General features: G+C 64.1%; 23 protein-coding genes and 1 tRNA gene. 10 read left to right on the top strand and 14 right to left on the bottom strand.

Going from position 1 to position 25,520, the window contains the following annotated elements; genetic code table 11:
• Positions 1-5: 5 nt before the first annotated feature.
• The 3 genes from ShzoTeo12_RS08860 to ShzoTeo12_RS08870 form a co-directional block, all read right to left on the bottom strand.
• Complete coding sequence (locus ShzoTeo12_RS08860) at positions 6-1,547, bottom strand: GumC family protein (protein WP_318912302.1); 1,542 nt, start codon at positions 1,545-1,547, stop codon at positions 6-8.
• 290 nt (positions 1,548-1,837) lie between these two features.
• Positions 1,838-3,082: a glycoside hydrolase family 5 protein gene (locus ShzoTeo12_RS08865; RefSeq protein WP_318912305.1), complete on the bottom strand. Its 1,245-nt coding sequence runs from the start codon at positions 3,080-3,082 to the stop codon at positions 1,838-1,840.
• Between the two features lie 147 nt (positions 3,083-3,229).
• The gene (locus tag ShzoTeo12_RS08870) at positions 3,230-3,967 is read right to left on the bottom strand and encodes a WecB/TagA/CpsF family glycosyltransferase (RefSeq protein WP_162911317.1); all 738 of its coding nucleotides are present in this window, start codon (positions 3,965-3,967) and stop codon (positions 3,230-3,232) included.
• Positions 3,968-4,292: 325 nt separating this feature from the next.
• Here ShzoTeo12_RS08870 and gmd point away from each other — a divergent pair, with 325 nt between their 5' ends.
• Genes gmd through ShzoTeo12_RS08885 form a run of 3 tightly spaced genes read left to right on the top strand, consistent with a single transcriptional unit; the run spans position 4,293 to position 7,456 of the window.
• Complete coding sequence (gene gmd / locus ShzoTeo12_RS08875) at positions 4,293-5,387, top strand: GDP-mannose 4,6-dehydratase (RefSeq protein WP_318912423.1); 1,095 nt, start codon at positions 4,293-4,295, stop codon at positions 5,385-5,387.
• The gene (fcl, locus tag ShzoTeo12_RS08880; RefSeq protein WP_318912307.1) at positions 5,380-6,348 is read left to right on the top strand and encodes a GDP-L-fucose synthase; all 969 of its coding nucleotides are present in this window, start codon (positions 5,380-5,382) and stop codon (positions 6,346-6,348) included. The genes gmd and fcl overlap by 8 nt, the downstream gene beginning before the upstream one ends.
• A 31-nt stretch (positions 6,349-6,379) precedes the next feature.
• Positions 6,380-7,456 (top strand): glycosyltransferase family 4 protein, encoded by a 1,077-nt coding sequence (locus ShzoTeo12_RS08885; RefSeq protein WP_318912308.1) that lies wholly within the window; start codon positions 6,380-6,382, stop codon positions 7,454-7,456.
• 206 nt (positions 7,457-7,662) lie between these two features.
• On the opposite strand, the gene ShzoTeo12_RS08890 is transcribed toward ShzoTeo12_RS08885, so the two are convergent.
• The 4 genes from ShzoTeo12_RS08890 to ShzoTeo12_RS08905 form a co-directional block, all read right to left on the bottom strand.
• Positions 7,663-7,738: transfer RNA gene (locus ShzoTeo12_RS08890), tRNA-Lys, on the bottom strand.
• 118 nt (positions 7,739-7,856) lie between these two features.
• A complete protein-coding gene (locus ShzoTeo12_RS08895) occupies positions 7,857-8,771 on the bottom strand; it encodes a PhzF family phenazine biosynthesis protein (RefSeq protein ID WP_318912310.1) in 915 nt (304 codons plus the stop codon).
• A gap of 82 nt (positions 8,772-8,853) precedes the next feature.
• Positions 8,854-9,960, bottom strand: a complete 1,107-nt coding sequence (locus tag ShzoTeo12_RS08900) for an endonuclease/exonuclease/phosphatase family protein (protein WP_119256070.1) — start codon at positions 9,958-9,960, stop codon at positions 8,854-8,856.
• An 84-nt stretch (positions 9,961-10,044) separates the two neighbouring features.
• Entirely contained in the window at positions 10,045-10,461 is a 417-nt protein-coding gene (locus ShzoTeo12_RS08905) for an Lrp/AsnC family transcriptional regulator (protein WP_119256069.1), read from the bottom strand.
• Between the two features lie 140 nt (positions 10,462-10,601).
• Here ShzoTeo12_RS08905 and ShzoTeo12_RS08910 point away from each other — a divergent pair, with 140 nt between their 5' ends.
• Positions 10,602-12,245, top strand: a complete 1,644-nt coding sequence (locus ShzoTeo12_RS08910) for a M20/M25/M40 family metallo-hydrolase (protein WP_318912313.1) — start codon at positions 10,602-10,604, stop codon at positions 12,243-12,245.
• Positions 12,246-12,401: 156 nt separating this feature from the next.
• On the opposite strand, the gene ShzoTeo12_RS08915 is transcribed toward ShzoTeo12_RS08910, so the two are convergent.
• From ShzoTeo12_RS08915 to ShzoTeo12_RS08925, 3 genes are all read right to left on the bottom strand, one after another.
• Positions 12,402-13,625 (bottom strand): PLP-dependent aminotransferase family protein, encoded by a 1,224-nt coding sequence (locus ShzoTeo12_RS08915; RefSeq protein ID WP_318912314.1) that lies wholly within the window; start codon positions 13,623-13,625, stop codon positions 12,402-12,404.
• 479 nt (positions 13,626-14,104) lie between these two features.
• The gene (gene ilvC / locus ShzoTeo12_RS08920) at positions 14,105-15,124 is read right to left on the bottom strand and encodes a ketol-acid reductoisomerase (protein ID WP_119256067.1); all 1,020 of its coding nucleotides are present in this window, start codon (positions 15,122-15,124) and stop codon (positions 14,105-14,107) included.
• 57 nt (positions 15,125-15,181) lie between these two features.
• A complete protein-coding gene (locus tag ShzoTeo12_RS08925; protein WP_245424788.1) occupies positions 15,182-15,829 on the bottom strand; it encodes a TetR/AcrR family transcriptional regulator C-terminal domain-containing protein in 648 nt (215 codons plus the stop codon).
• Positions 15,830-16,231: 402 nt separating this feature from the next.
• On the opposite strand from ShzoTeo12_RS08925, the gene ShzoTeo12_RS08930 reads away from it, so the two are divergent.
• Positions 16,232-16,612: a hypothetical protein gene (locus tag ShzoTeo12_RS08930; RefSeq protein ID WP_318912316.1), complete on the top strand. Its 381-nt coding sequence runs from the start codon at positions 16,232-16,234 to the stop codon at positions 16,610-16,612.
• Between the two features lie 292 nt (positions 16,613-16,904).
• Positions 16,905-17,114 carry a cold-shock protein gene (locus tag ShzoTeo12_RS08935; protein ID WP_119256064.1) on the top strand — a complete coding sequence of 70 codons (210 nt, stop codon included), beginning with the start codon at positions 16,905-16,907 and terminating at the stop codon, positions 17,112-17,114.
• A 57-nt stretch (positions 17,115-17,171) separates the two neighbouring features.
• On the opposite strand, the gene ShzoTeo12_RS08940 is transcribed toward ShzoTeo12_RS08935, so the two are convergent.
• Together ShzoTeo12_RS08940 and ShzoTeo12_RS08945 are read right to left on the bottom strand one after the other, a co-directional pair.
• Positions 17,172-18,410 carry an NAD(P)/FAD-dependent oxidoreductase gene (locus tag ShzoTeo12_RS08940; RefSeq protein WP_318912318.1) on the bottom strand — a complete coding sequence of 413 codons (1,239 nt, stop codon included), beginning with the start codon at positions 18,408-18,410 and terminating at the stop codon, positions 17,172-17,174.
• 35 nt (positions 18,411-18,445) lie between these two features.
• Positions 18,446-18,853 (bottom strand): helix-turn-helix domain-containing protein, encoded by a 408-nt coding sequence (locus ShzoTeo12_RS08945; protein ID WP_318912319.1) that lies wholly within the window; start codon positions 18,851-18,853, stop codon positions 18,446-18,448.
• A 146-nt stretch (positions 18,854-18,999) separates the two neighbouring features.
• On the opposite strand from ShzoTeo12_RS08945, the gene ShzoTeo12_RS08950 reads away from it, so the two are divergent.
• Positions 19,000-19,887 carry an NmrA family NAD(P)-binding protein gene (locus ShzoTeo12_RS08950; protein ID WP_318912321.1) on the top strand — a complete coding sequence of 296 codons (888 nt, stop codon included), beginning with the start codon at positions 19,000-19,002 and terminating at the stop codon, positions 19,885-19,887.
• Positions 19,888-19,924: 37 nt separating this feature from the next.
• Here the strand turns inward: ShzoTeo12_RS08950 and ShzoTeo12_RS08955 are convergent, their stop codons facing one another.
• Entirely contained in the window at positions 19,925-20,677 is a 753-nt protein-coding gene (locus tag ShzoTeo12_RS08955) for a pyridoxine 5'-phosphate synthase (protein ID WP_318912322.1), read from the bottom strand.
• A gap of 245 nt (positions 20,678-20,922) precedes the next feature.
• Here ShzoTeo12_RS08955 and ShzoTeo12_RS08960 point away from each other — a divergent pair, with 245 nt between their 5' ends.
• Together ShzoTeo12_RS08960 and ShzoTeo12_RS08965 are read left to right on the top strand one after the other, a co-directional pair.
• Positions 20,923-22,002: a hypothetical protein gene (locus ShzoTeo12_RS08960; protein ID WP_318912324.1), complete on the top strand. Its 1,080-nt coding sequence runs from the start codon at positions 20,923-20,925 to the stop codon at positions 22,000-22,002.
• Positions 22,003-22,321: 319 nt separating this feature from the next.
• Positions 22,322-22,999 carry a MerR family transcriptional regulator gene (locus tag ShzoTeo12_RS08965; RefSeq protein WP_119256386.1) on the top strand — a complete coding sequence of 226 codons (678 nt, stop codon included), beginning with the start codon at positions 22,322-22,324 and terminating at the stop codon, positions 22,997-22,999.
• Positions 23,000-23,076: 77 nt separating this feature from the next.
• Here the strand turns inward: ShzoTeo12_RS08965 and ShzoTeo12_RS08970 are convergent, their stop codons facing one another.
• The gene (locus ShzoTeo12_RS08970; protein WP_318912325.1) at positions 23,077-24,204 is read right to left on the bottom strand and encodes an ATP-dependent RecD-like DNA helicase; all 1,128 of its coding nucleotides are present in this window, start codon (positions 24,202-24,204) and stop codon (positions 23,077-23,079) included.
• 144 nt (positions 24,205-24,348) lie between these two features.
• On the opposite strand from ShzoTeo12_RS08970, the gene ShzoTeo12_RS08975 reads away from it, so the two are divergent.
• Complete coding sequence (locus ShzoTeo12_RS08975) at positions 24,349-25,440, top strand: AbrB family transcriptional regulator (protein WP_318912326.1); 1,092 nt, start codon at positions 24,349-24,351, stop codon at positions 25,438-25,440.
• Positions 25,441-25,520: the final 80 nt, after the last annotated feature.

Genomic DNA, 25,520 nt, shown 5'->3' on the forward strand with positions numbered 1-25,520 from the left:
AGGGATCAGGCGCGCTGCTCGGCGGCCGCCGGCTGAGGGTCCCGCAGTTCACGCAGCATGCCGCGCGCAAGCGCTAGGAAGAGGCCGGCAGCAAGGCCGAGAACGACGCCTACGACGATGAGAAGGCTGGTGCGCGGCGGCCAGGACCGGCTTTGCGGAGGCACGGCGGTGGAAATGACCCTTACATTGGTGGTGTCGATCTGCTCACGCTCGGCTATCTGATGCGCACGCGCGAGGAAGCTTTCATACACCGCGGTCTTGGAGGCGGCATCGCGTTCGAGTTCGCGCAAGGCGACCTGCACCTCGTTATCCGTGAAGACCGTGCCCGTCATGTCCTTCATCTTGGTGTCGAGCGCCTTGAAGGAAGCCTTCGCCTCCTCCAGGCTCGAGCGGGCCTTGGCAAGGATACGTGACAGCTCGGTCTTGATCTGTCCGTTGGCGGCATCGAGTTCGGCACGTAGCTGCGCCAGCCGCGGATAGCGCGGACCATAGGTCATCGACAACCCGTCGAGTTCCTGTTGCAGACCGCTCGCCCGGGTGCGCAATGCGGCAAGCGACGCAGAGGCGACAGGATCCTGGGTGGTAGCGTTGGAACCGGCGGCAAGGACGGCGTCATAGGCGGCCTGTGCGGCGATTACACGGGACTGGGCAGTGATCATCTCGCTGTTGACTTGGGTCATGCTTTGCGAGCTGACGAGCTGGCCCTGGCTCGAGGCGAGGTTATGCGTCCGTCGATAGGATTCCACCTTCGCCTCGGCCGCCTGCACCTCCTGCTTGAGCTGGTCGAGCCGGTCGTCAATGGCCCGCGCGGCCCGCGCGGCCCCGTCGGATTCGGCCTTGGCCAGTTCGTCCTGGAAGCCTGTCACCACGGACTGCGAGATACGGATCGCCTTGTCGACGGTTTCTGCGGAGACGGACAGGGTCGCGACAAACGAGGTCTCGTCGGCCTTAGCAACAATCCGCTTGCCGAGCACTTCCAGCACCGCAGTACGAGGATCCGAAGCGGCGCCACCGGAACGGGAGCCGATCAGGGAGGAAAGCAAGCCCGGCGAAGGATCGTTGAATTCGCGATCGCGCGTCAGGCCCAACTCGTCCACCACGTGCAGCAGCACGTTGCGGGAGGTCAGTACGCGCAGTTTGCTGCGCACCGCCAGCACCTGGTTGTCCCCTTGGGTCGGCGCCGCGTAAAGATCGTTGGCGACCACCTGGAGGTTAGACGGATTGATGAGGATATCGGTTCCGACGGTATAGAGCCGCTTGCTCAGGAGGCCGTAAGCTCCGCCCGCAAGGCCGCCGACAAGGGCGAGGACGACAGCGCCCTTCATCCCGGCGCGCAACCAATCGGACATCTTGCGAAAATCGAATTCGAGAAACTCGCCGACCTTGTCGATCGCGGTAGAGCTGTCCGTAGCCATTGGAATCGGCATCTGCCTTTCCACATGCGGCAAATCCCTGTCCTTGATCTTACGGCCAAGGGGCTTGGCATGGTCACGCGTGAGCGTGCGCACGACCGGACTTCCCTTGGGGACGTCTGAAAGCACTGACATGGATCAACTCCTGGCAAACGGCATGCCTGACGACTCACTTGGCATTCTCGCGGCGGTTCCTTGTTTTAGAATGCAATGCTCAATAGAAACTTAAGATATATATTCCGTACCGAAAACACGCCGCTGGAGAGCCCGTTCAGAGGCATAGGTGAGGCTGTTTCGCGCATGCAAACGACGACGTCACGGAACTCCAGCCGCGCCGCAGTAATAGCGGAAATGGCACAATCATTGATTGATTCGCGTGCCAGCGAAAAGAAGAGCAGCAAGCTCCCGCGAAAGCTGCACGATCACTATGGCAATCCCAGCGCATACAACATTCCGCCATCAGGAACGGCCGCCCCCCATGGCGCGATCAGACTGATGCCGTGGGGATTGCTGTATTCCCAGACGGCCCAAGGGATATCACGTCCTTCCGCCTCCAGCCGGACGGCCGCCAGGTAGCGCAACCGATCTTCGTCGCGCGCCCCCGAGCGTCCATCGGCGGCTAGGCCGTAGCAGCCGAATTCCCCCATGAACAGCCGGCTCGTCGGGATTCGGTGCCTTTCTGCCCAATTGACCGCCTCATTGATACGCGCCTGAAGTTGCGGAAAACCCCAGTTCTCCGCAAAATACCGGGCGATCGGGTCACGTGCCGCGGCAAGGTTCGCAGCCTGCTCCCCCTCGCCTATTCCGGCCGCCGTCATGTAGCTCTTCAGATGCGCGACGGCCTCGTCGGGCGAGCCGATGGCCGCCGGCCAGGGCAGGCTCGAATTGAACGGCTGCGTGGCGCTCGACAGTTGATGGGTGAAGCTGTGCGGCTCATACATGTGGAAACTGTAGTAAAGGCGGGGATCGTCGAAGCTCGGATCCAGGTCGACGAGGCCCGTGATGCTGCCGCCGCAGGCGCCCGTCACGATGATCGTCAAGTCCCTGCTGATCGCACGGATGTCAGCGACTGTCGCAGCCATGATGCGCTGCCAGTCGCCGGTATCGGTTTCGTCGCAAGGATAATATTCCGGCTCGTTGAACGGCTCCAGCGCGACCAGGCCGGCATCGAAGCGTGTCAGCATGGCCGCGACACGCCGAACCATCCCGCGATACTGCGCAACGCCAGGACTGTTGGCCCCGCGGCCTATCATGTCGATGCTGTAGGCAGGCACCTGGCGAGCAGCGTGTAGATCGAATACGACCTTCAGGCCAGCAGAGGTCACACGCTCGACGGCCCGTTCTAGAACCGCCAGCGCCTGCTCGCGCCGCTCTCCCTCACTGGCCAGGAGCGGACCGGGGTCGACGCTCAGCCTTACGAAATCGAAGCCCATCGCCCGAATGCGCTGGAACTGGTCGGACTGCGGCCAATCGGAGAGCGGGCGGGCAAGCGTCATCCATTCCGTCTCACTACGATAAGGCGGCCAGCGATAAGTGCCGTCCGAATCGAGCGGAGACCAGTTCAGCCAGTCCTGGACGCTGATGCCGCGATGAAGCGCCAACGGGGCAGCGTGCACTGCCGTGCCCATAGCCAGGGCGAAAAGAAGGGACAGGAGACTGAACAGCTTCATTGCGTTTGACCCCAAGTCCCGTTCCAAAGGATGAAGGCTATCCACAAGTCAGACGCCGGCAGCGAGACCTGAAGGCCACCTGCGAGCATAGATGCATCATGGTCTGTGTCATCGGGAATCGGACGGGAAGGTAAACACGGGGAACCGTCACACCTTGCGACGAACCGATTCCAGGGCGACGGCGAAGACGAAGCGCGGCGCCAGGACCAGATAGCGACGCCAGAGCCGCCGCGGCTCACTACTCAATCGATGCAGCCATTCAAGGCCGTTGTCGCGCATCCAGCGCGGCGCGCGCCTCACCGCGCCGGAATGGAAGTCGAACGCAGCGCCGACGCCGATCAATACGCCTCGCGGAAGCCGCTCGGCGGCCTGCATCATCCAGTATTCCTGCTTGGGGCTCGATATGCCAACCCAGATGAAATCCGGATTGGCCTGCCTGATTTCCTCCAACTCCGCCAGCGCCTGCCCCTCCATCTTGAAATCCGGGCCGATCTCCCTGAAGGGCGGCGACAAGGTTCCGGCGACGGCAAGGCCACGGTGGCGCTCGGCAAGGCGCTTGACCATCTCTTCGGCCACGCCCGGCTTGCCGCCGAAGAAATAATGCGATTGCCCGGTGGACAGCGAATGCCGGCAGACCGCATCCAACAGGTCCGCGCCCGGGACCCGGCCAAGCTCGCTGCCGATGCCACGCAGCCGTCCGGTCCAGACGAGCGGGACGCCGTCCGGCACGACCAGGTCGGCCTTCTGGTGCAGGGTTGCAAGGTAGGGCTCATCCACCGCGGCCATCAGGCTCGCCACCTCGCGCACGAATACGGTTTTGGCGCCGCTCCCGCCAGCCCACCGGCTTACGAGGTCGGCGCTGCGTTTCAGGTCGACGATACTCACTGGAATCCCCAGAATGGAGAACTGGCGAGGTTTGGGCGGTTGGTGCATATGCAAGGTTCTATTTCCAGGCGATAGGTACGGACGGAAAGGGAAGAGGCAGGCCCGGTGTGGCTTTGCGGCCGAAGGTACCCGCGATTAAGACTATCCTTGTGTTTACGAGATACGCATTTTTACTTCGCAAAGAAGAATCGGCAGTTAACTATAGGAGCCGGGGAGTGTTGTGCAGCAAAAAATTCCGGCTAGTGTAGCGCCGATTATCACGATCGGCGCATCGAGCATGTCGCCTTCCATCCAATTGAATGATTATATGAAAGACTGGGACCCGATGGGCAAGCGTGTAGAAAGTAATGGCAAGGTGGCCCTCGTCACCGGTGTGACGGGACAGGACGGGGCCTATCTGTCCGAACTTCTCCTCGAAAAGGGCTATACGGTTCACGGCATCAAGAGGCGTTCCTCCTCCTTCAACACCGATCGCATCGAGCACCTCTACGAAGACCCTCATGTCGAAGATCCGCGGTTCATCCTGCATTTCGGCGATATGACGGACAGCACGAACCTGATCCGCGTCGTGCAGGAAACCCAGCCCGACGAGATCTACAACCTGGCCGCCCAGAGCCATGTGCACGTCTCCTTCGAGACCCCCGAATACACGGCCAACGCCGACGGCATGGGCACGCTGCGCCTTCTGGAGGCCATCCGCCTGCTCGGCCTGACCGGCAAGACCCGCTTCTATCAGGCGTCCACGTCCGAGCTCTACGGCAAGGTGCAGGAAGTGCCGCAGAGCGAGACGACGCCGTTCTATCCACGATCCCCCTATGCCGCCGCCAAGCTCTACGCCTACTGGATCGTCGTCAATTACCGCGAGGCCTACGGCATGCACGCCTCCAACGGCATTCTGTTCAACCACGAAAGTCCCATTCGCGGTGAAACCTTCGTCACGCGCAAGATCACCCGCGCAGCGGCGGCCATTCGCCTCGGTCTCCAGGACAAGCTCTACCTCGGGAACCTCAACGCGAAACGTGACTGGGGCCATGCCCGCGAGTATGTTCGGGGCATGTGGCTGATGCTTCAGCAGGAAATCCCCGACGATTACGTCCTGGCCACCGGCGAAACCCATACCGTGCGCTCCTTCGTCGAAAAGGCCTTTGCGAAACTCGACATCGCCATCGAATGGCGTGGTGAGGGCGTCGACGAAAAGGGATACGACAAGGCCTCCGGACGCCTCCTCATAGAAGTCGATCCGCGTTACTTCCGCCCCACCGAAGTCGAGCTCCTCATCGGCAACCCGGCCAAGGCGCACCGCCAGCTCGGCTGGAAACATGAGATCAATCTCGACCAGCTCGTCGGTGAAATGGTCGAGCAGGATTTCAAGTCCATGCAGAGCAAGACCTTCAACGCACAGAGCAACCCTCATGCGTGAGGGCGCCTACAACCTTGCCGGCAAGAGAGTCTTCGTCGCCGGGCATCGTGGAATGGTCGGGGCCGCGATCGTCCGGCGTCTCGCGCAGGAAGATTGCGACATCCTGACCGCGACGCGGAAAGAGCTCGACCTCACCCGCCAGGCCGATGTCGAGGCATGGATGGAGGACCACCGCCCCGACGCCGTCTTCCTGGCCGCCGCGAAAGTCGGTGGCATCCTGGCGAACGACACCTATCCGGCGGAATTCCTGTACGAGAATCTCGTTCTCGAGACCAATATCATTCACGCCGCGCACCGGGTGAAAGTGCAGAAGCTGCTGTTCCTCGGCTCCTCCTGCATCTATCCGAAGTTTGCCGATCAGCCCATTGTGGAAGAGGCCCTGCTTAAGGGAGAGCTGGAGCCGACCAACGAGTGGTACGCGATCGCCAAGATCGCGGGCATCAAGCTTTGCCAAGCCTACCGCAAGCAGTATGGCGACGACTTCATCTCCGCCATGCCGACCAATCTCTATGGGCCGGGCGACAATTTCGACCTGACGTCCAGCCATGTGGTGCCGGCGCTGATCCGCAAGGCCCACCAGGCAAAGGTCGACGGTCTGCCGGAGCTTACCGTCTGGGGCACGGGAACACCGCGGCGTGAGTTCCTGCACGTCGATGACTGCGCCGACGCCTGCGTCCACCTGATGAAGAACTATTCCGGCGATGGGCACATCAATGTCGGGCTCGGCGAGGACGTGACGATCCTGGAACTGACCCGGCTCATCTGCAAGGTCGTCGGCTTCACGGGGGAAATCGTGCACGATCTCTCCAAGCCGGATGGCACGCCGCGCAAGCTGATGAGTGCGGCGAAGTTGCGCGCACTCGGCTGGAATCCGCGCATAGGGCTGGAAGAGGGCATCGCCGACGCATACCGGGCGTTTCTGGATGGAGACTATACCGAGCGCACACGGCAGGCCTCCTGACCGTCCTCCAAGCCGAAGCCGGAGAGCACTGGTGGATCATCCTATTCGAATCGCGCACTTCTCGCCTCTCGATGATACGCGGGGCGGGATATCGACGGTGGTTTCCAACTATCGGGGATCCGAGCTAGCCCGCGCGTTCGAGATGACCTTCAAACAGACCCATGCAGACGGCTCGCGTGTGAAAAAGCTTGCTGTGGCAGGTCGCGCCCTTATGCAAGCCGTGAGATTGGCCCTGCACCGCCCGCCGGACATGATCCATGTCCATGTCGGCGACTTTCCCAGCCTTTATCGCAAGGCGGCCGTCATCCTGCCGCTTCTGATGCGGAGAACGAAAAGCATCCTTCATTTCCACGGCGCGAACTTCATGGTCGAATATGCCAGGCTGCCGCATGGGCGTCGACGGTTCGTACGATGGTTCCTGCGGCGGTTCGATGTCGTTCTATGCCTGTCGGAAAGCTGGCGCCGCGACCTGACGGCGGAATTCGGGCTGTCGCAAGCCGTGGTGCTGCCCAACGCGGTATCCGTGCCTGCCCTGCAATCGCCAGGACGAACGTCGCCGGAAGAGCCGCTGGAACTGCTGTTCATGGGCTTGATCGGCGAGCGCAAGGGCCTCTTCGACCTTCTGGAGGCGATGGAAGCCGCATGCCGACGGGGCGTGGAAGTCCGCCTTGCCATCGGCGGAAACGGCGATGTGGAGCGTCTGACGGGCCGCCTGTCCGCATCTCCGGCGCTGGCCGGGCGTGTCCGCTATCTGGGCTGGATCGGGGGCAAGGAACGGGAGCAGGCTTTCCTTTCCGCTCACACCTACGTCCTTCCCTCCTATGCGGAAGGCATGCCGATGTCCGTACTGGAGGCCATGTCCTATGGATTGCCCGTCGTCAGTTGTCCCGTGGGAGGCATTCCCGAGTTGGTGGATGACCGTTCGGCCATCCTGGTTCAGCCCGGCGACACGGAGCGCCTCGCAGATGCCATCTGCCGGCTCGCGAAGGATGAAACGGCACGGCGGGAAATGGCGCAGGCAGCAGCGGATCGCGTGCGCGCGCATTTCGACCTGCATCACCACAACATGCGACTTGCTTCGATCTACCGCGCCCTGCATTCGCGTTAGGGCCCGGCACCATCTCCCGGACAAATCACGACCGCTAGCACGAAGAGAAAATCAGACTGATTTCGGAGCGTTCCGGTCAGTCTAGGGCGATGCTGAAGCAATCAGTCGCAAGCACTACCTGTTTCAGACAGGACGCAGGCTGAAAAGAGTAAAACTCTTGTTTTTGTAAAATGCGGGTTGGTAGAAAACCGCTAAGTAATTGTATTTGGTGGGTGATCACGGGCTCGAACCGTGGACCCGCTGATTAAGAGTCAGCTGCTCTACCAACTGAGCTAATCACCCACTTGACCGCTGCTGCGGTGCTGGAGGGGCGTATAAAGGCGTTCTGGGGGCTTGTCTATACCGCGGTTTGAAAAAAATGCGTCTTGGCGCAAATTTCTTCCGCAGCGCAAAAAAGACGTCACAAATCCAGCGTTCCGGTGGCGATGCGGACGGCTTCCCCGCCGATGCGTGCGCCGGCGATCGTTCCGCCCGAGATGTCGAGATGGAGGTGGATGAGCGACGGGCGGCCCATTTCGACGCCCTGCTCGATGAGGAACGGGTGGTGGCCGTCGACGAGCTTGTCGAAGAAGTGGATGGCGCCGGACATGGCGGCGACGGCCGAGCCGGTCGCAGGGTCCTCGGTGATGCCCATGTCGGGCGCGAACATGCGGGCGTGGAACTTCGCATTGTGGTTCACGCCGGCGCGGCAATAGAGATAGGCGGATGCCAGCCGCCCCTCGGCGAAGGGCGCGCAACGCTCCCAGAGCATCGGATCGAACTCCACGGCCGCCGCCGCGGCGAGATCATGCACCGGCACCATCACGAAGGCGACGCCCGCGCTCCACAGCGACGGAACGTGATTCTCGAAACCGATCTGCGCCGGCTTCAGGCTGAACGCATCCGCGAGCGCCTGTTTGTCGAAGGCGGCGTCGAGCCGAGCGGATTTGCGCGGCAGGTCGAATTCGGCAAAGGACGCCTTGCCGCCGGCAAGGCGCGTGGCGCAGCGCACCGGGCCGACATTCTCCTCCAGCACGCTGACCTGGTCGCGCGGCTCCCGCCCGCCCTCGCCCGCTTCGGCGATGGCGATCGCGGCCCCCACGGTCGGGTGGCCGGCGAAGGGCAGCTCGCGGCCGGGCGTGAAGATGCGCAGGCGCGCGGTATGCCCCGCCTTTTCCGGCGGCAGCACGAAGACGGTTTCCGACAGGTTGAACTCCCCGGCGATGCGCTGCATCGCATCATCGTCGAGACCCTCGGCATCGAAGACGACCGCCAGCGGGTTGCCGGCAAGCCGCGTGTCGGTGAAGACGTCGTAGATGGCGTAGCGGCGGGACAAGGCATTCTCCCTATTCGATTTTCGGCCGTAAGCCTGCCCGAGCGGCCGGCCGCGGGCAAGTGGAAATGAGCCGCGGGACGGCTCACAGGTCGAGTGTCATGACCACCGGGCAGTGATCGGAGGCCTTGGGCCGGTCCCAGCCGACGCGCGGATAGCGCTCCACCTCCTGCCCCGGCGGGAAGAGTGTGCGGAAGGGCTGGCCGGCACGGATGATTTCCGGAACATGGTGGGCATTGCGCTCGGCAAGCGACGGCGAAAGCCAGATATAGTCGAGCTGGCAGAGATGGCGCTCCTCCGGCCCGCGGCTGTGATAGAGCGTCCAGCGGTCGTCCACCGGCCGGCGCAGCATCGGGTTCACGGCAAAGCCATCCGCGGTGAAGGCATCAAGCGCGCTGACGTCCTCCTTGCGCGGGATGAAGCGATAGCCATTGCGCCTGTCGCCCTCGATGGCGAGTTTTTCCTGATAGTCGTTCATGTCGCCGCAGATGGCGAATGCCTTGTCCGCCGTGCGGCCGGGACCGAATCGGTCCTCGACGATGCGGCGCACGGCCCTCGCCTCCGCCATGCGCACGGGCATGGTGGACTGGCGGCCGTCCATGCCGTCCCGTCCCGGGCCCATCGATTTGAAATGCACGACATAGAGTGTCAGCGGCCGCCCGCCGATGCGCAGGTCCATCTCCAGGCAATCGCGCTTGAAAATCTTGTCGTTCTGGTCGATGCCCGGCCCGAGATCAGGCGTATAGAGACCGAAATCGCGATAGGTGACGCCGGCATGGCTGCGGATATCGACGCATTCGATGCGCTGGCCGTCGCGCGTTTCCTCGCGCATCAGCACGGAGACGTCGATGCCGCGGCTGTCATTGCCCTCGATGAGGTATTTCTGACGGTAGCCGTTGCCCACCATGCGGAAGAGATAGCCATATTCGAAGGCCTGCAGGGCGGCCATGTTGTCGGTCTCCTGCAGGCAGAGGATGTCGGCATCCGCATCGGCGATGGCGAGCGCCGAATGCTGGCGGGCATCGTCCGTATGCGCGATGGTGCGCGCCTCCTCCAGCCGCTGGTATTCCGCCTCGTTGCGGATGTCGAAAAGGCGCAGCACGCGATCCTGGCGAGTCTGATTGCGGAAACCCGTGAAATCGAAACGGGTCATGAGGTTTTCGATATTGAAGGTGGCAAGGCGTAGCGACATGAGGTCCTTCCGGATAGGCCCACCGAGTGTAACCGGCTGACCGGCAATGGAAAGCGCCTTTTCGCACCCACCGGACACGAAGCCTCAAAGCGTGGTCAGCAACAGGCTCGTCTCGGATTTCGACACGCCATCCATGGCACGCACGCCGCGCAGCACCCGCTCGAACTCGACGAGGTTCTCCGCCTGGATTTCCGCGATGAGGTCCCAGGCGCCGTTGGTGGTGTGGAGCGCGCGCACCTCCGGTATGCCGCGCAGCGCCTTTATCGCGGCGAGCGTCTTCTGGCCGGTGATCTCGATCATCATGACGGCGCGCACGGCATGGGGATCGTCTGCCTCGGTCACCCGCACGGTGAAGCCGGCGATGACGCCGTCGCGCTCCAGCCGGTCGATGCGGTTCTGCACGGTGCCGCGGGAAACCTTCAGCTCCGCCGCAAGCGCCGAAAGCGAGGCGCGGCCATCCTTGCGCAGAAGGGCGAGAAGCTTGCGGTCCGTCGTGTCCATCGATCCTGCCGAAATGCCAGTTTCACCTGCCGAAAGGACAATATTGCCTGCGATTTTTCCAGGAAATTGCCGTTTCGCCTGCCATCGCTCTTGGCTAGCCTTCCCCTTCCTTCAATGCAACAGCTTTCGGCAGGCCCGTCATGACCAACGAAACCGCCCTCGGCACCGCCGCCGCCCGCACGCGCGAACTCTCCCTTATGATGACCCGCTGGCCGAGCGTGACGGGCTCGCCGGACGAGGCGGACTTTTCCGAACGGCTGCGGGCGCATCTTGCCGAAACGCCCTATTTCCGCCGCCACCCGGACCGGCTCTTCACCGTAGACAGCCACGGCGAGCCGCTGACCCGGAGCGTCGTCGCGCTGGTGCGCGGAAGCGGGCGGAAAACCGTGGTGCTGGCCGGCCATTTCGATACGGTCTCCATCGCCAATTACGGCACGCTTGCGCCGCTCGCCTGCGATCCCGAGCCGCTGACGGAGGCCCTGACGAAGGAGCTTCGCAGCCGCCCCCTCAATGGAGCGGAGGAGAAGGCGCTCGAGGATTTCGAGAGCGGCGACTTCATCGCCGGGCGCGGCCTCCTCGACATGAAGAGCGGCCTCGCCGCAGGCATCGAGGCGCTGGAGCGCTTTGCCGGGCTGGAGGCGCCGGAAGGCAACATCCTCTTCGTCGCGACGCCCGACGAGGAGAACCGCTCGCGCGGCATGCGCAGCCTGCGCAACGCCCTACCCGCAATCGCGCGCCGCTTCGATCTCGACATCGTCGCCGGCATCAATCTCGATGCGTCGAGCTGCGAGCGCGACGGCGAGGAAGGCCGGGCGGTCTATCTCGGCTCCATCGGCAAGTTCGCGCCCTTCGCCTTCGTCATCGGCCGGCCGACCCATGCCGGCTATCCGTTCAACGGCACCAGCGCCCACCGCATCAGCGCCGAGATCACCCGCGCCATGGACACCGTGCCGGAACTCAGCGACGAGGCCTTCGGCGAGCGCTCGCCGCCGCCCGTCTGCCTCGAGGCCCGCGACATCCGCGACGGCTATGACGTGACGACGCCGGATCGCGTCTGGCTGTCCTTCAACTGGCTGACTCACCGCCGCAGCGCCGGCGATATCCTCGCCGAATTCCACACCATCGTTTCCGGCGCGCTGCGAACGGCGCTCGATGCGCAGGACGCCAACGCCGCCCGCTACCGGGGCCGCGAGCCCATCAGGACGGAAGGCCTCGTGCTGACCTATGCCGCGCTTGTGGAGCGGGTGGAGGCGCGCGGCGGGGCGGATGCACTGGCGCGTCTCGCCGCGCTCGACCGGGCGCTTTCCGGCGGCACCGATCCGCTGAAGGTCAGCCGCGAAATCGTCTCGGCCGCAACCACCGAGGCCGGCATCGAGGGGCCGGCCGTGATCGTCGGCTTCGGCAGCCTGCACTATCCGCTGGTGCATCTCGAACAGTCCGGGGCGGGACGCGCCCTCCGGGAAAGGTTCCGGCGCGTGATGGACGAGACCGCGCGCAGGCATGGCACCGCGATCAAGTTCAAGCAGATCTTCGCCGGCATTTCCGACATGAGCTTCTTCGGCCACCGGCCGGATGCGGGCGAGACAGGATTGCTGGCCGCCAACACCCCGTCGGCCGCCTTCACAGACGATGTGCCGGAAGGGCTGCTTTCCTTCCCGACGGTCAATATCGGGCCGTGGGGGCGCGATTATCACCAGAAGTGGGAGCGTGTGCACGCGCCCTACACGTTCGGGGTTCTGCCGGACCTGGTCTTCGAATCGGCGCTGGCCTGCTTACGTGAATAAGCTGCCCCTCATCCGGCCTGCCGGCCACCTTCTCCCCGCAAGCGGGGAGAAGGAGATATGCCGCCAAGGCTTCCCAACAAATGGCCCTTCATGGGGCAGGTTCCCTCTCCCCGCTTGCGGGGAGAGGGTTAGGGTGAGGGGCAACCCCGCACTGCCTTACGCCGCCATGCGCTCGCTGCCCAGCAGCCGGCCGAGGCGGGAAATGCCCTCCTCGATCGTCGCGGCATCGGCGCAGGAGAAGCTGAGGCGCAGCGTGTTGGCGCCGCTGCCGTCGGCATGGAAGGCCTGTCCCGGCACGAAGGCGACCTTCTCCGTCTCGATGGAACGGGCGAGCAGCTTCGCGCCGTCCATCCCGGCGGGCAGCGTCACCCAGACGAACATGCCGCCCTCGGGCCGCGTCCAGCTCACGCCCTCCGGCATATACCTGTCGAGCGCCGCCAGCATGGCATCGCGGCGCTGGCTGTAGGCGGCGCGGATCTTCGCGACCTGCGCGTCGAAACCGTGCGCGGCGACATGGGCGATGGCGATCTGGTTGATCGTGGAGGAGTGCAGGTCCGCCGCCTGCTTCATCAGCACCAGCTTGCGGATGACCGGCGCGGCCGCGACGATGTAGCCGACGCGAAGGCCCGGCGCGAGCGTCTTGGAGAAGCTGCCGCAATAGATGGTGCGCGCGGCGCCGATATTGCCCTTCCTGGCAATCTCCAGCGCCAGGATCGGCGGAATGGCCTCGCCGTCGTAACGCAGCGACTGGTAGGCCGCGTCCTCGATGACGGGAATGTCCAGCTCCTCGGCAAGCGCAAGCAGCTTTTCGCGGCCGGCGCGATCCACCGTCTCACCGGTCGGATTGGCGAAGTCGGCGGAAAGGTAGGCGAACTTGACCCGCCCGCCCGCCTCCGCCGCCGTCGCGCGGTAGGCTTCGGGCGTGCGGTTGCCGGAAAGGTTCAGCCGGTCATAGGTCGGTTCATAGGCGTTGAAGGCCTGCAGCGCGCCGAGATAGGTCGGCCAGGTGACGAGCGCCGTATCCTTCGGAGAGAGGAAGAGCTTGCCGAGATAGTCGAGCCCCTGCTGCGAGCCGGAGACGATGAAGACGTTCTCCGCCGTGCAAGGAATTCCGATGCTGCCCATCTCGCCGGCCAGCCAGTCGCGCAGCGGCCTGTAGCCCTCGCTGACGGAATATTGCAGGCCCGCCGCCGCGCCATCGCCTACAAGCGCCTCGGCATAGGCCGCCGCAAAGGCGTCCTTCGGAAACAGCGCGGGGTCGGGAATGCCGCCGGCGAAGGAGATGATGTCCGGCCGGTCCAGGAGTTTCAGCAATTCGCGGATTTCGGATGCCTTCATCCGCGACGCACGTGTCGCGAAGGCCTTGTCCCATTCGAACATAGGGTTTTCCTCGGGCTGTTGTTTGACCCGCACCTCATCACGACGATGAATTTATGTCAACAATGCTGACCTAAATATTCTCGCCAAGACAAAGCGGACAAACGCCCAAGGTTTTACGCAAAACTACTCTTGCCAGCCGAAGGGCCGGCCGGCGTCCGTTTCACGTGTACCGGGCTTTCAGGTTGCCCGGTCGGTATAAAGGCTAACCAGCACCAGTGCAGCTATACTGCAAAGGATGAAAAGGTCGAACCATGCGAAGTATTGAGCAATCGTGGTCATCGCACTATCCTCCTGACAGCCGAACGAAACACTCTCGTATTTTGTTCCTAAAGGGAGGTTTTCGCAAGGTTATTACTTGTTGCACCGCAATATTCGAAAATATGCACTGCAACATGGCTCGTCTGAAGAATGCGCGACCCGCATGAAAAAGCCGGGCGGAATATCCGCCCGGCTTCCTGTCCTGCAAAAGGCAGGGACGATCAGTTGACGGCCTTGTCGACCAGCTTGTTCTTGCCGATCCAGGGCATCATGCCACGCAGCTTGGCGCCGACTTCCTCGATCTGGTGCGCGTCGTTGTTGCGGCGGATACCCTTGAAGCGGGCGCCGCCGGCCTTCCATTCCTGCATCCAGTCCGAAGTGAACTTGCCGGTCTGGATATCGGTGAGGACGCGCTTCATTTCGGCCTTCGTCTCGGCGGTGATGATGCGCGGACCCGTGACGTATTCGCCCCACTCTGCCGTGTTGGAGATCGAGTAGTTCATGTTGGCGATGCCGCCTTCATAGATCAGGTCGACGATGAGCTTCACTTCGTGCAGGCACTCGAAATAGGCCATTTCCGGAGCGTAGCCGGCTTCGACCAGCGTTTCGAAACCAGCGCGGATCAGTTCGACGAGACCGCCGCACAGAACGACCTGTTCGCCGAAGAGGTCGGTTTCGCACTCTTCCTTGAAGTTGGTTTCGATGATGCCCGAACGGCCGCCGCCAACGCCGCAGGCGTAGGACAGAGCGACGTCAAGCGCGTTGCCGGAAGCGTTCTGGTGAACGGCGACGAGGCAGGGAACGCCGCCGCCCTTCTGGTATTCGCCGCGAACCGTGTGGCCCGGGCCCTTCGGCGCGATCATGACGACGTCGAGCGAAGCCTTCGGCTCGATAAGGCCGAAGTGGACGTTGAGGCCGTGGGCGAAGGCGATGGCAGCGCCGTCGCGGATGTTGCCGGCGATGTCGGCCTTGTAGATGTCGGCCTGGAGTTCGTCCGGCGTCGCCATCATCAGGAGGTCGGCCCACTTGGCGGCTTCGGCGACGGTCATGACCTTGAAGCCATCGGCTTCGGCCTTCTTGACGGTCGGCGAACCGGCCTTGAGCGCGATCACGACGTTCTTGGCGCCGGAATCCTTGAGGTTGAGAGCGTGCGCACGGCCCTGCGAGCCGTAGCCGACGATGGCGACATTCTTCGCCTTGATGAGGTTGAGATCGGCATCACGATCGTAATAGACGCGCATCGATGGTTCCTTCCCTTAGCTGGTCTGTTTGATCCGAACCGGCGGTTTCCTGCCGGCTTATCCTTTCGCACCGTGAAGCGTCAGGAAGGCTTCGACAGCCCTCTCCGCACGCGGCGAGAATTCCTTTTTGAGCGCTGCGGCATCTTCTCCCAGAAGCATGCGCAGGTGCATGTCCGAAACGATGAGGCCGTAGAGCGTGCCGTATGCCTCGTCTGCACTGTCGAAAGCAAGCAGCTTCGCCTTGCGGCCGGCTTCCAGCAGCGCCGCGGCGCGCTTGCCGATCTGCCGGCGGCCGCGCTCCTGCAGCAGGCGGCCGAGCCCGGCGCCCTCGCGGCTCGCCTGGCCGATGGCAAGACGGTTCAGCGCCAGAGAGACCTCGCCGGAAAGCACGTCGATCAGATCGCGCGCGAAGGCGACGAGATTCTGGCGCAGCGTTTCGGCCGTCAACTTGCCGGCATCGACCTCGACGGTGCGCACCTTGCCGGCCTGGTAGGTGATCATCGCGGAGATCAGCCCGTCGCGGTCGCCGAACCACTTGTAGAGGCTTTCCTTGGAACAGTTGGCCGCACGCGCGACACCGGCCGTCGTCAGCGCCCGCTCGCCGCCCTCGACCAGAAGGCCGAGCGCACGCTCCAGCACCGCGCCCTGACGTTCCGTCAGTCCCGCGGCGGCTGCGCCTGCCCTGCCCTGTTCCAGCGTCTGCAAGATATCATCCACTTTCGATGCGTACCGTACCGTACGGTTCGGCATGTTCTAGCGATGTCCCCCCTTCCGGTCAACAGCCTTCTTCGCCGGAAACGAAAGGAAGTGATTTGCGGATGATGTGCACCGGTTCACGGCGCAGGACAGCGGAGCGGCATCGCTGCAGCGCACAACGGGAACAAAAATATTCTTCCCGCTATGTCGCTGTTTTGAAACAGAACTCTATCGTTAACTGCCAGGCGGCCGGGAGCGGACAATATTTTTCGCTTCCCAATCCGTTTCCCGTTGTTAAGATTTGTGAGACCCGCGACGCAGCAATCCGTGCGCCGACCCGCCGGCAAGCCTGCATCCCGGGAATTCAGTAGGAGTACGAAGCGAAACGCCCTTACGCCAAGGAGACAGAAAATGTTGAATTTCCTGCCCGACCTTCACGAAGGACATGCTCCCATCACTCTGCAGCAACTTTTCGGCAATGCCCTCGAGGCGCTCGATGCCTGGGAAGACGAGCGCGCCGAACCGATGGTGATCTTCGAGGACCAGATCGTGCCCATCGGCACCGTTTTCGAACGCATGCATGACTGCACCGACATCCTGCCGCGCACCATGGCGGATATCGTGACCGACACCCTCACCCGCGCCCCCGAAAGCGCGGAGGCGGCAATCGTCACCTTCGGCGATGCCGCGCGCATCGCCACCGCCTTTACCCAGCAACGCCGCCTTTGCGGCGAGGCGGCTATCGCGGCCTTCCTCGACCACCATCGCGTCGACAAGCGGCGGCCCGCCTGAAGCGAATCGGAAGGCTCCGGAAACGGAGCCTTCTTCCGCCCGCCCTGCAGACGCCTTTTCTCCGGGGGCAGCCGGCGTGGCTTCATATTTTCAAGCTCGGCGACGCCTCGCACGCGCGCACGATCTTGACCGTTTCCACCGAACCCCCTATTTCTCCCGCATCGATTTGAACGTTGACTTCTGCATTTGCAGGCGACCGCCTGTACCTTGACGACTTCCCCTTCAAATTCGACCACCCATGGTCGCCTCAGGCGACCGACGATTGATTTGACGGTTCAGGAAAGGTTTCGTCATGGCAACTGGCACCGTAAAGTGGTTCAACACGACCAAGGGCTACGGCTTCATTCAGCAGGACAGCGGTGAACCGGACGTATTCGTCCACATCTCCGCCGTACAGCGCGCAGGCCTCGCAGGCCTCAACGAAGGTCAGAAGGTCAGCTTCGAGCTGATTCGCGACCGCAAGTCCGGCAAGATGTCGGCCGATCAGCTGTCCGCAGCCTGATCTTCGCAATATTCGCATCGGAAAGGGCCGGGAAACCGGCCCTTTTTGTTTTTGCGGTCAGGCAAGCCGCAGTTCGGGCCAGCGGCATTCCTGAAGGCCCGCCTGCGTGAACGGGTCGGCCAGCGTGCCGGAAACGATGGCCGCAAGGATCTGCGGCGCCGGCGGGATTCGCGCGACCGTCGCCACCAGCCGGTCGCGCAGCCAGGCGATCGAGCGCGAATCCGACTGGTAGAACGGCGTGAAGACGTAGGAGAGGAGCTGGAACAGACGCACATGGCTTCGACGCGCAGCGGCATAGGCGGCAAGCGCCTCGTCCAGCGATGCCGCCGACGAAAGGGTATAAGCCAGCGTCGCCGCGTCGAGCAGGGCCATGTTCGCCCCCTGCCCGAGCTGCGGGCTGGTCGAATGGGCGCTGTCGCCGATGAAGACAATGCCGTCCGCATGGGGCGGCAGCATCGTGCGGTGCGCGTAGCGCGCCAGCGTCAACTGGTCCCAGTCCGATATCTGGTCGAGGAACGGCATGGTCTCGGGCCAGTAATCGGCGATTGAGGCCTTCCAGCGGTCGAGCCCCGCCTGCCTCACCGCCTCGGCATTCGCCGTCTTGAGGCTCCAGAAGAAAGCGACCTTGTCGCCCTCGCCCGGATGCGCCCGGCCGACGGGCAGGACGCCGATCATCACCTTCGCGGCATCGTAGCGCTGGCTGAGCGCCCGCGGCTCGTGCGCGATCCCTTCGCAGTCGAGCGTCGCCCAGAACGCCCCCCACGGCAGTTCCTTCACGCGCGGCGCGGCGATGGAATCCGCCGCAAGCTGCGAGCGCGCGCCCGTCGCGTCGATCACCAGGTCGTAGTCGCCGACGATCTCGCCATCGTCATCATGCAGCGCCGTGCGGGCGTGCCGCGTCTCGGCCTTTGCCAGCGTGATGCCGGTGCGGATGGGAATACCCTCGGCGGCGACGGCGTCGTGCAATGTCGAGAACAGGGCGACGCGATGAACCGCAAGGCCATAGCGCCCACCGGCCAGCGCATCGTAGCGGACGTCGAGCACGGTGCGACCGCTGCGCGCATCCGCGCCATGCAGCCGGTCGATCCGGTTGCCGAGGGCATGGATTGCCGGGGAGAGGCCGAGCGCATCCAGCACGGTCAGGCCCGTCGGCTGCATCAGCAGGCCGGAACCGACCGGCGACGGCCGCTCGAACCGTTCGATAAGCTCCACGCGATGGCCGCGCCGGGCGAGAAACAATGCGGCGGCAAGCCCCGCCGGCCCCGCACCGGCAATGCCGATATCCAGTGGTTTCATGCCCTTCCCCGATAGACTCCGGGCTTACCGGAGCGTCATGCCTGTTCCGCGTCGTAGACCGCCCGCGCGGCCCTTATCGCGGCATGGTTCTCGGTAGACCACTGCACGAGGGAGCGCAGGAGCGCAAGGAAGGAGTGCCCGAGCGGCGTCAATTGATATTCGACGCTCGGCGGCTGCGTCGGATAGACGGTGCGCGTGAGATAGCCGTCGCGCTGCAGGTCGCGCAGCGTCTGGGTCAGCATGCGCTGCGAAATGTCCGGGATGAAGCGGCGAAGTTGCGAAAAGCGGCGCGGCCCGTCGGCAAGGCCGATGATCATCAGCGAGGTCCATTTGCCGCCGACGCTGGCCAGCACATCGCGGACGGGACAATCGTCCATCGACATGGCGACGCCATCGATGAGGATGACGCGCTCGCCCCGCGCGCTGTCGACGATCCTGTTCATAGCCGGTTCCCTCCAGGTAACCACCGCAGAAAAAACTGCCTTCTTTACACGCTCTATCAGATTACCAGATAAGAGCAAGTCTCAATAAGAGACCAATATGCAGCAGGATGAGGCCCTTTCGCCAGCCCTGCCAGAAAGGGAAAGACATGACCGACACGCTTCTCGTTACCGGCGCCTCCGGCCAGCTCGGCCGCCTCGTCCTCGACGACCTCCTCGCCTCCGGCAAGGTCGCCCCCGCCGGCATCGTCGCCACGACCCGCGATCCGGCAAAACTCGCCGACTATGCCGCCAGGGGCGTGACCGTTCGCGCGGCGGATTTCGACGATCCGGCCTCGCTCGACGCCGCCTTCGCCGGGGCCGGCAAGGTGCTGATCATCTCCACCGACGCGCTGATGGAACCCGGCAAGCGCCTTGTCCAGCACAAGGCCGCCGTCGCCGCCGCCAAGAAGGCCGGCGTGAAGCACATTCTCTATACGTCGATGCCGCAGCCGGAGGATTCGCTCGTCACATTCGCCCCCGACCACCTCGGCACCGAAGAGGCGATCAAGGCGACCGGCATCCCCTATACGATCCTGCGTGACGGCTGGTATGCGGAAAACCTCTTCCAGTCGCTGCCGCATGCGCTCACGACCGGCGCTTGGTACACCTCGACCGGCACCGGCAGGATCGCCCATATCACCCGCGCCGACACCGCCGCCGCGCTTGCGGGCGCGCTTCTGAAGGCGGAGAACGACAGCCGGACCTATACGCTGACCGGCACGAAGAGCCGCACGGCAGAAGAGATCGCCGCGCTGGTTTCCGGGGCGACCGGAAAGCCGCTGAAGGTCGTGCAGGTCACGGATGCGCAGCTTGCCGAAGGCCTGAAAGCCGCCGGCCTGCCGGAAGGCTTCATCCCGACCGTCGTCTCCTTCGATGCCAATACGCGCGAAGGCAAGATCGCCGCAGTCACCTTGGATGCCGAAGCGCTCTCCGGCCGCAAGACGACACCGCTGGAAGACTTTATCGCCGCCAGCAAGGCGGCCTTCCTCGGCTGACAGGCATGGCGGCGTCCCTCGGGGCGCCGCCGCGCACTCAGATATCCTGGCCGCAGGCGCGGCAGAAGCGGCGCACCGTTTCCGCCATGCCGTATTCCAGCGCATCGGCCGTCAGGCCATGACCGATGGACACCTCCGCCAAGCGGGGAATGCGCGCGACGAGTGCCGGCAGGTTGGCGACGGTCAGGTCGTGGCCGGCATTGACGCCAAGCCCGAGCTCGAAGGCGATGTCCGCCGTCTCGCCGAGCTCTTCAACGATGCGAGCCTCCTCGGCCGGATTGGCGTAACAGCCGCCATAGGGGCCGGTATAGAGCTCGATCCGGTCGGCCCCAACCTCCTTCGCGATCGTCAGCGCCTCGCGATCCGGCGTGCCGTCGGCGAAGACGGACACGCGCAGGCCCAGCTTCTTCAGCCGGCCGACGATATCGCCGAGCAGGGCGCGGTTTTTACGAAAATCCCAGCCGTGGTCCGAAGTCGCCTGCGACGGATCGTCCGGCACCAGCGTCACCTGCTCGGGGCGGTGCTCCTCGACGAGGCGCATGAAATTGTCTTCCGGAAAGCCCTCGATATTGAATTCCGCCTCCGGAAACGCGCTGTCGATGAGCGTGCGGATCGGCGCGAGGTCGCTGAAGCGGATATGGCGCTGGTCCGGCCGGGGATGCACGGTCAGCCCGCTCGCCCCTGCCTCGAGCGCGATACGGCCGAGGCCGATGACGCTCGGCCAGGGCAGGTCCCGGCGGTTGCGCAGCATGGCGATGGCATTGAGATTGACCGACAGCTTGGCAGGCATGGGACGCGGACTCCTCGTTGAAGGATCAACGTCTAGCTTGTTGTTTCCACAAGGGCAATCGCCGCAACAGCCTGGCGAACCGGCATTGCGGAAGATTCGCTCCGCCAGCCCGCGCTTGACCCTTGCCGTTGATCAAGAATCATCGATAAACTCGCTTCATCTGAGAAAGTATGCGCTGCGGCGCATTGCGAGGCGGGGACGAAGGGACATCAGGCGGCGACGATGGTCTTCTCTGTGGCGACACGATGAGCACGACCGACCGGCCGGCATGCGAGCGCGTGCGGTTTGCCCTTGATGCTGTCCTGACCAGCGAGACTTTCGCCCGCTCCGAGCGGCTGCGCTCCTTCCTCGCCTACATCGTCCAGAACGAGCTTTCCGGCAAGGCCGCCCAGTTGAAGGGCTACAGCATCGGCATCGACGTCTTCGGCCGGACCTCCGGCTTCGACGCCGGAAACGATCCGCTGGTGCGCGTGCAGGCCGGCAAGCTGCGCAAGCTGCTGGACCAGTATTACGAGACCGAGGGCGCCTCGGACAGCCTGCGCATCCGTGTGCCGCTCGGCAGCTACGTGCCGGAATACATGTTTCGCGAGACCCGGCAGGCCACCGCCCTCCCCGCCGCGACGACCACACGCGCCATCAGCCCGCCGCCGAAGGCGCGCCGCCCCTGGATCCCCGCGCCGGTCTCCTCGCCGCTGGCGCTCCTCTCCCTGCTGCCGCTGGTCTTCCTCGCACCCTTCGCCTATCCGGACCAGACCGATGCGGCGATCGCGAAAGCCCAGTTCGCGCTCGTCATGCAGTCGAAACTCGCCGGCAGCACGCAGGATCTTCCGCATCTGCACATCCTGCAATGCTGGCCTGCCGGCGGTGCCTGCAACGCCCTCGCGCGCGTCGTGGCCGATGCCGCCGCCTACCACAGGACCGTGCGCGTGATCGAAGCGCACACGCCCGACGAATTCCGTGCGCTCTCCTACGCCATCCGGATCGAGAACGGCCCGGATGGTCACGGCGTCTATGCGAAGCTCATTCACGAGCAATCCGGCGCAACGATCTTCGCCCGCCATTTTTCCAGCGAACAGTTGCGCAGCGAGGCGGGCATCGCCTTCGAAGCCGTGGGTTTCGTGGCGCGGGCGCTTTCGGCAAGCGGGCCGCTCTATCGCCACGCGCTGCGCAACGGCACCGCCAGCGACATCATGGAATGCCTCGCGCGCGAGGCGATGGCGCCGCAGGGCGTGCCCTATCCCGGCGGAAGGCACGCCTGTCCCCTGCTGGTACCGGAAGCACTGGCCGACGCGGCACCCGGGACCGGAACGGCGCTGACGCGATAGCGCTCTACAACCGGGCAAAAAAACACATCCCTAGATATAGCGATATGCAGATCGGCACCGGCATCCTATTTTAGGATAATGGGCGAAATGGTAATGTTTATCGCCCGGATTCGACGATCCTGAACATTCATGCACAATAGGGATCGGAAACCGCAGCAGGATCGTATACACTTGCCGGAGTGCACAGGCCGGCAAAACGCATGCGGTAAAGAGTACTATCCGCCGTCTCGACATCCAGCCTTCACAGGGAAGATGGCCTCGCGACGGCGACCGGGGGTAAATACATGACCGATCTTCTTTTTCGGGGGCCGCTTTCATGATGACGAGTGAGTCGAAGAAAGCCGGTGCCCGGTCGGGCGGGCGCAAGTCCATCCGGTTCCTGCCCGTCGCGCCTCTGCCGGAAAACCTGCCGGAAGGCCGCCTTGCCATTGCCGACATGGCCAATGCCTTCGGCGTCACCCACCGCACGCTGCATTTCTATGAGGAAAAGGGCCTGCTGACGGCAGCCCGTGTCGGTCCGATGCGGGTCTACGGCCCCGCGGAAATCCAGCAGATGGCCGTGGTCAATACCTGCCGCGAGACGGGAATGCCCGTCGCCGTGATCCAGGAACTGCTGGAGCGGCTCGCCGCGGCCGCAAGCCAGGAGGAAGCCGACGGCATCTTCCGCGCCGCCATGACCGCGCGCAAGCGCGAGCTCGCCGCCCAGCAATCGACGATCCGCCGCCAGATGCAGCAGATCAACGAACTGCTCGATTTCACCGGCGCGCTGGAAGTCGAGACCAACGACAATGTCCCGCAAGCCAACCTGACGCCGGTGGAGTTGCGCTGCATCGCCCTGATGGCCGAGGGCTACCCCACCAGCCGCATCGCCCGCGCACTCGAAATCGAGCCCGGCGAAGTGCAGGTGATGGAAAAGAACATCATCGCCAAGTTCAACAGCAACAACCGTTTCCAGGCCGTCGCCAAGGCGGTCATGCTGGGGATCGTCGGCCACTGAGGCCGGCGTAAGCGGCCGGACATGACGACCGGCCCTTCATCCGCTTCCTGAAAAGCGGTCCGTCGTGGGGATATGATTTACCGCACGATGGTGAGCGTTTCCGCGGCGCGCGTAATGGCGGTGTAGAGCCAGCGTTCGCGCGTGTCGCGGAAGGCGAAACTCTCGTCGAACAGCACGACATTGTTCCACTGCGAGCCCTGCGCCTTGTGCACGGTCAGCGCGTAGCCGAAATCGAATTCGTCATAGCGCTTGCGCGTCGACCACGGAATCTCCTCGTCGAGATTCTCGAAGGCCGCCTTGAGCAGCTTGATCTTGGCCGCGCCGCGATCCATGTCGTCGTCTTCCGGCCGGATCATCAGGTTGATGCCGGGCTTTACCGTCTCCTTGGACGAGCTCATCACCTGCCACAGCGAGCCGTTGAGCAGCCCCTTGGCCGGGTCGTTGCGCAGGCACACCAGCTTGTCGCCGGATTGCGGATAGTCGGTGGTGAAGCCCTTGAGCTCGCGGAGCCGCTGGTTGTAGCGCCGCCGCGTGCGGTTGGTGCCGACGAGCACCTGGTCGGCGTCGAGCACCAGCGCCTGGTCGACCTCGCCCCGCCCGATGACGCGTGCCGCGCCATAGTCGCCATAGGCGATGTCTCTGCCCTCGCGCACCTGCATGGCGAGCTGGATGATCGGGTTGTCGCGCGCCTGCCGGTGGATGTCCGTCAGCAGGTAATCCGGTTCCTGGTTGGTGAAATAGCCGCCGCCGGAGACGGGCGGCAGCTGGCCGGGATCGCCGAGCACGAGGATTGGCGTGCCGAAGCTCATCAGGTCGCGCCCGAGCGCCTCGTCCACCATGGAGCACTCGTCGACGACGACGAGCGCGGCCTTGGCGACCGGGCTCTGGCGGTTGATCGAGAACATCGGCGAGATCGACGTCTTGCCGGTCTCCTCGTCGGAGACCTCCTCCTCGCCGCGCGGGCGGTAGATCAACGAATGGATGGTCTTGGCGTTCGTCGCGCCCTTGGAGCGCAGCACCTGCGCCGCCTTGCCGGTGAAGGCGGCGAACAGCACCTCGCCGTCGACATTCTCGGCAAAGTGCCGGGCAAGCGTGGTCTTGCCGGTGCCGGCATAGCCGAACAGCCGGAACAGCGGCTCGCGCCCTTCCTTCAGCCACCGCGCGACGGCCTTCAGCGCTTCATCCTGTTGAGGTGCGAATTCCATGCCGGGACTTGGCAGGATTCGCAGCGGCGAAGCAAGAGGCAACGCCTTCCGAGGGGACCGCGGAGAAATCGCATCCCCCTTTATTTGGCCCTGTTCGCCGGCCCGCCGACGCGATATTCAGGGCGCAACTTCCGGAGCGATGATTTGCCCCCCGCCTCCCGCACCCCGAGCGACAGCCCGTCCCCGCATCCCGGCCTCGGCCGGCTGCCCGCAGCCCTGCAATGGGGCCTCGTCGCCATCCTTTCGGCGGCGGCCACCGCGCCGCTCGAGGCGGCCGGCTTCCCGGCGGCGCTGCTGATGGGGCCGATGCTCGCCGGCATCGTCGTTGCGCTTTGCGGCGGCACGATCCGCCTGCCCCGCATCTTCTTCTTCGTCGTGCAGGTCGTGCTCGCGCTGATGATCGCGACCATGGTGTCCGAGGATTTCGTCGGTACCTTTGCAGAGAACTGGCCGCTGATGCTGCTGGTCGTCCTCTCCGTCATCGGCGTCAGCACGCTGTCGGGCTGGCTGATCGCCCGCACCGGCATCCTGCCCGGCACGACGGCGATCTGGGGCTCCTCCGCCGGCGCCGCCTCGACCATGATGGTGATGGCGGAAGCCTATGGGGCGGATATCCGTCTCGTCGCCTTCATGCAGTATCTACGCGTGGTCTTCGTCGCGAGCTTCGCAACGCTCGTCGCCCATTTCGGCGGCCATGACGGCGCGGCGGTGCCGCCCCATGCCTGGTTCGAGCCCGTGCCGCTGCTGCCGCTCGCGGCCATGCTGGTCATCGGCGTCCTCGCAGGCGTCATCGGCCAGCGGCTGCGTATCCCGGCCGGCGCCTTCCTCGTTCCCTTCGCCCTCGCCTCGGTGCTGAATTCAGCGGGCACGGTGACGATCGTCCTGCCGCAATGGCTGCTCGTCGCCGCCTTCACCCTGCTCGGCTGGAACATCGGCCTCGGCTTCACCCGGGCGATCCTGCTGCACGCCCGCCGCGCGCTGCTGCCGACGGTCGTCTCGATCATCGCGCTGATCAGCTTTTCCGGCCTGCTTGCCGGCCTCCTGATCCTCGTCCTCGGCGTCGATCCGCTGACGGCCTATCTCGCAACCAGCCCGGGCGGCCTCGATTCCATCGCCGTCATCGCCGCTTCGAGCAAGGTCGACATCGCCTTCGTCATGACCTTGCAGACGGCGCGGCTGATCCTCGTGACGCTGATCGGCCCGTGGCTCGCCCGCTTCGTCGCGGATCGTGCCTAGAGCAATTCCAGCAAAAGTGCGCAGCGGTTTTGCTGGAATTGCGTAGAAACAAAAGGATAGAGCGTTTTCGCGATTCGGGG

Origin of the sequence: Shinella zoogloeoides (assembly GCF_033705735.1) — a bacterium.
GTDB lineage: Bacteria > Pseudomonadota > Alphaproteobacteria > Rhizobiales > Rhizobiaceae > Shinella > Shinella zoogloeoides_A.

Bases quoted from the DNA above. Each gene is read 5' to 3' on its own strand.
- ShzoTeo12_RS08860 (WP_318912302.1), bottom strand. From the start codon at position 1,547: ATGTCAGTGCTTTCAGACGTCCCCAAGGGAAGTCCGGTCGTGCGCACG.
- ShzoTeo12_RS08865 (WP_318912305.1), bottom strand. From the start codon at position 3,082: ATGAAGCTGTTCAGTCTCCTGTCCCTTCTTTTCGCCCTGGCTATGGGC.
- gmd (WP_318912423.1), top strand. From the start codon at position 4,293: ATGGGCAAGCGTGTAGAAAGTAATGGCAAGGTGGCCCTCGTCACCGGT.
- fcl (WP_318912307.1), top strand. From the start codon at position 5,380: ATGCGTGAGGGCGCCTACAACCTTGCCGGCAAGAGAGTCTTCGTCGCC.
- ShzoTeo12_RS08900 (WP_119256070.1), bottom strand. From the start codon at position 9,960: ATGTCGCTACGCCTTGCCACCTTCAATATCGAAAACCTCATGACCCGT.
- ShzoTeo12_RS08905 (WP_119256069.1), bottom strand. From the start codon at position 10,461: ATGGACACGACGGACCGCAAGCTTCTCGCCCTTCTGCGCAAGGATGGC.
- ShzoTeo12_RS08910 (WP_318912313.1), top strand. From the start codon at position 10,602: ATGACCAACGAAACCGCCCTCGGCACCGCCGCCGCCCGCACGCGCGAA.
- ShzoTeo12_RS08915 (WP_318912314.1), bottom strand. From the start codon at position 13,625: ATGTTCGAATGGGACAAGGCCTTCGCGACACGTGCGTCGCGGATGAAG.
- ilvC (WP_119256067.1), bottom strand. From the start codon at position 15,124: ATGCGCGTCTATTACGATCGTGATGCCGATCTCAACCTCATCAAGGCG.
- ShzoTeo12_RS08930 (WP_318912316.1), top strand. From the start codon at position 16,232: ATGTTGAATTTCCTGCCCGACCTTCACGAAGGACATGCTCCCATCACT.
- ShzoTeo12_RS08935 (WP_119256064.1), top strand. From the start codon at position 16,905: ATGGCAACTGGCACCGTAAAGTGGTTCAACACGACCAAGGGCTACGGC.
- ShzoTeo12_RS08940 (WP_318912318.1), bottom strand. From the start codon at position 18,410: ATGAAACCACTGGATATCGGCATTGCCGGTGCGGGGCCGGCGGGGCTT.
- ShzoTeo12_RS08945 (WP_318912319.1), bottom strand. From the start codon at position 18,853: ATGAACAGGATCGTCGACAGCGCGCGGGGCGAGCGCGTCATCCTCATC.
- ShzoTeo12_RS08950 (WP_318912321.1), top strand. From the start codon at position 19,000: ATGACCGACACGCTTCTCGTTACCGGCGCCTCCGGCCAGCTCGGCCGC.
- ShzoTeo12_RS08955 (WP_318912322.1), bottom strand. From the start codon at position 20,677: ATGCCTGCCAAGCTGTCGGTCAATCTCAATGCCATCGCCATGCTGCGC.
- ShzoTeo12_RS08960 (WP_318912324.1), top strand. From the start codon at position 20,923: ATGAGCACGACCGACCGGCCGGCATGCGAGCGCGTGCGGTTTGCCCTT.
- ShzoTeo12_RS08965 (WP_119256386.1), top strand. From the start codon at position 22,322: ATGACGAGTGAGTCGAAGAAAGCCGGTGCCCGGTCGGGCGGGCGCAAG.
- ShzoTeo12_RS08970 (WP_318912325.1), bottom strand. From the start codon at position 24,204: ATGGAATTCGCACCTCAACAGGATGAAGCGCTGAAGGCCGTCGCGCGG.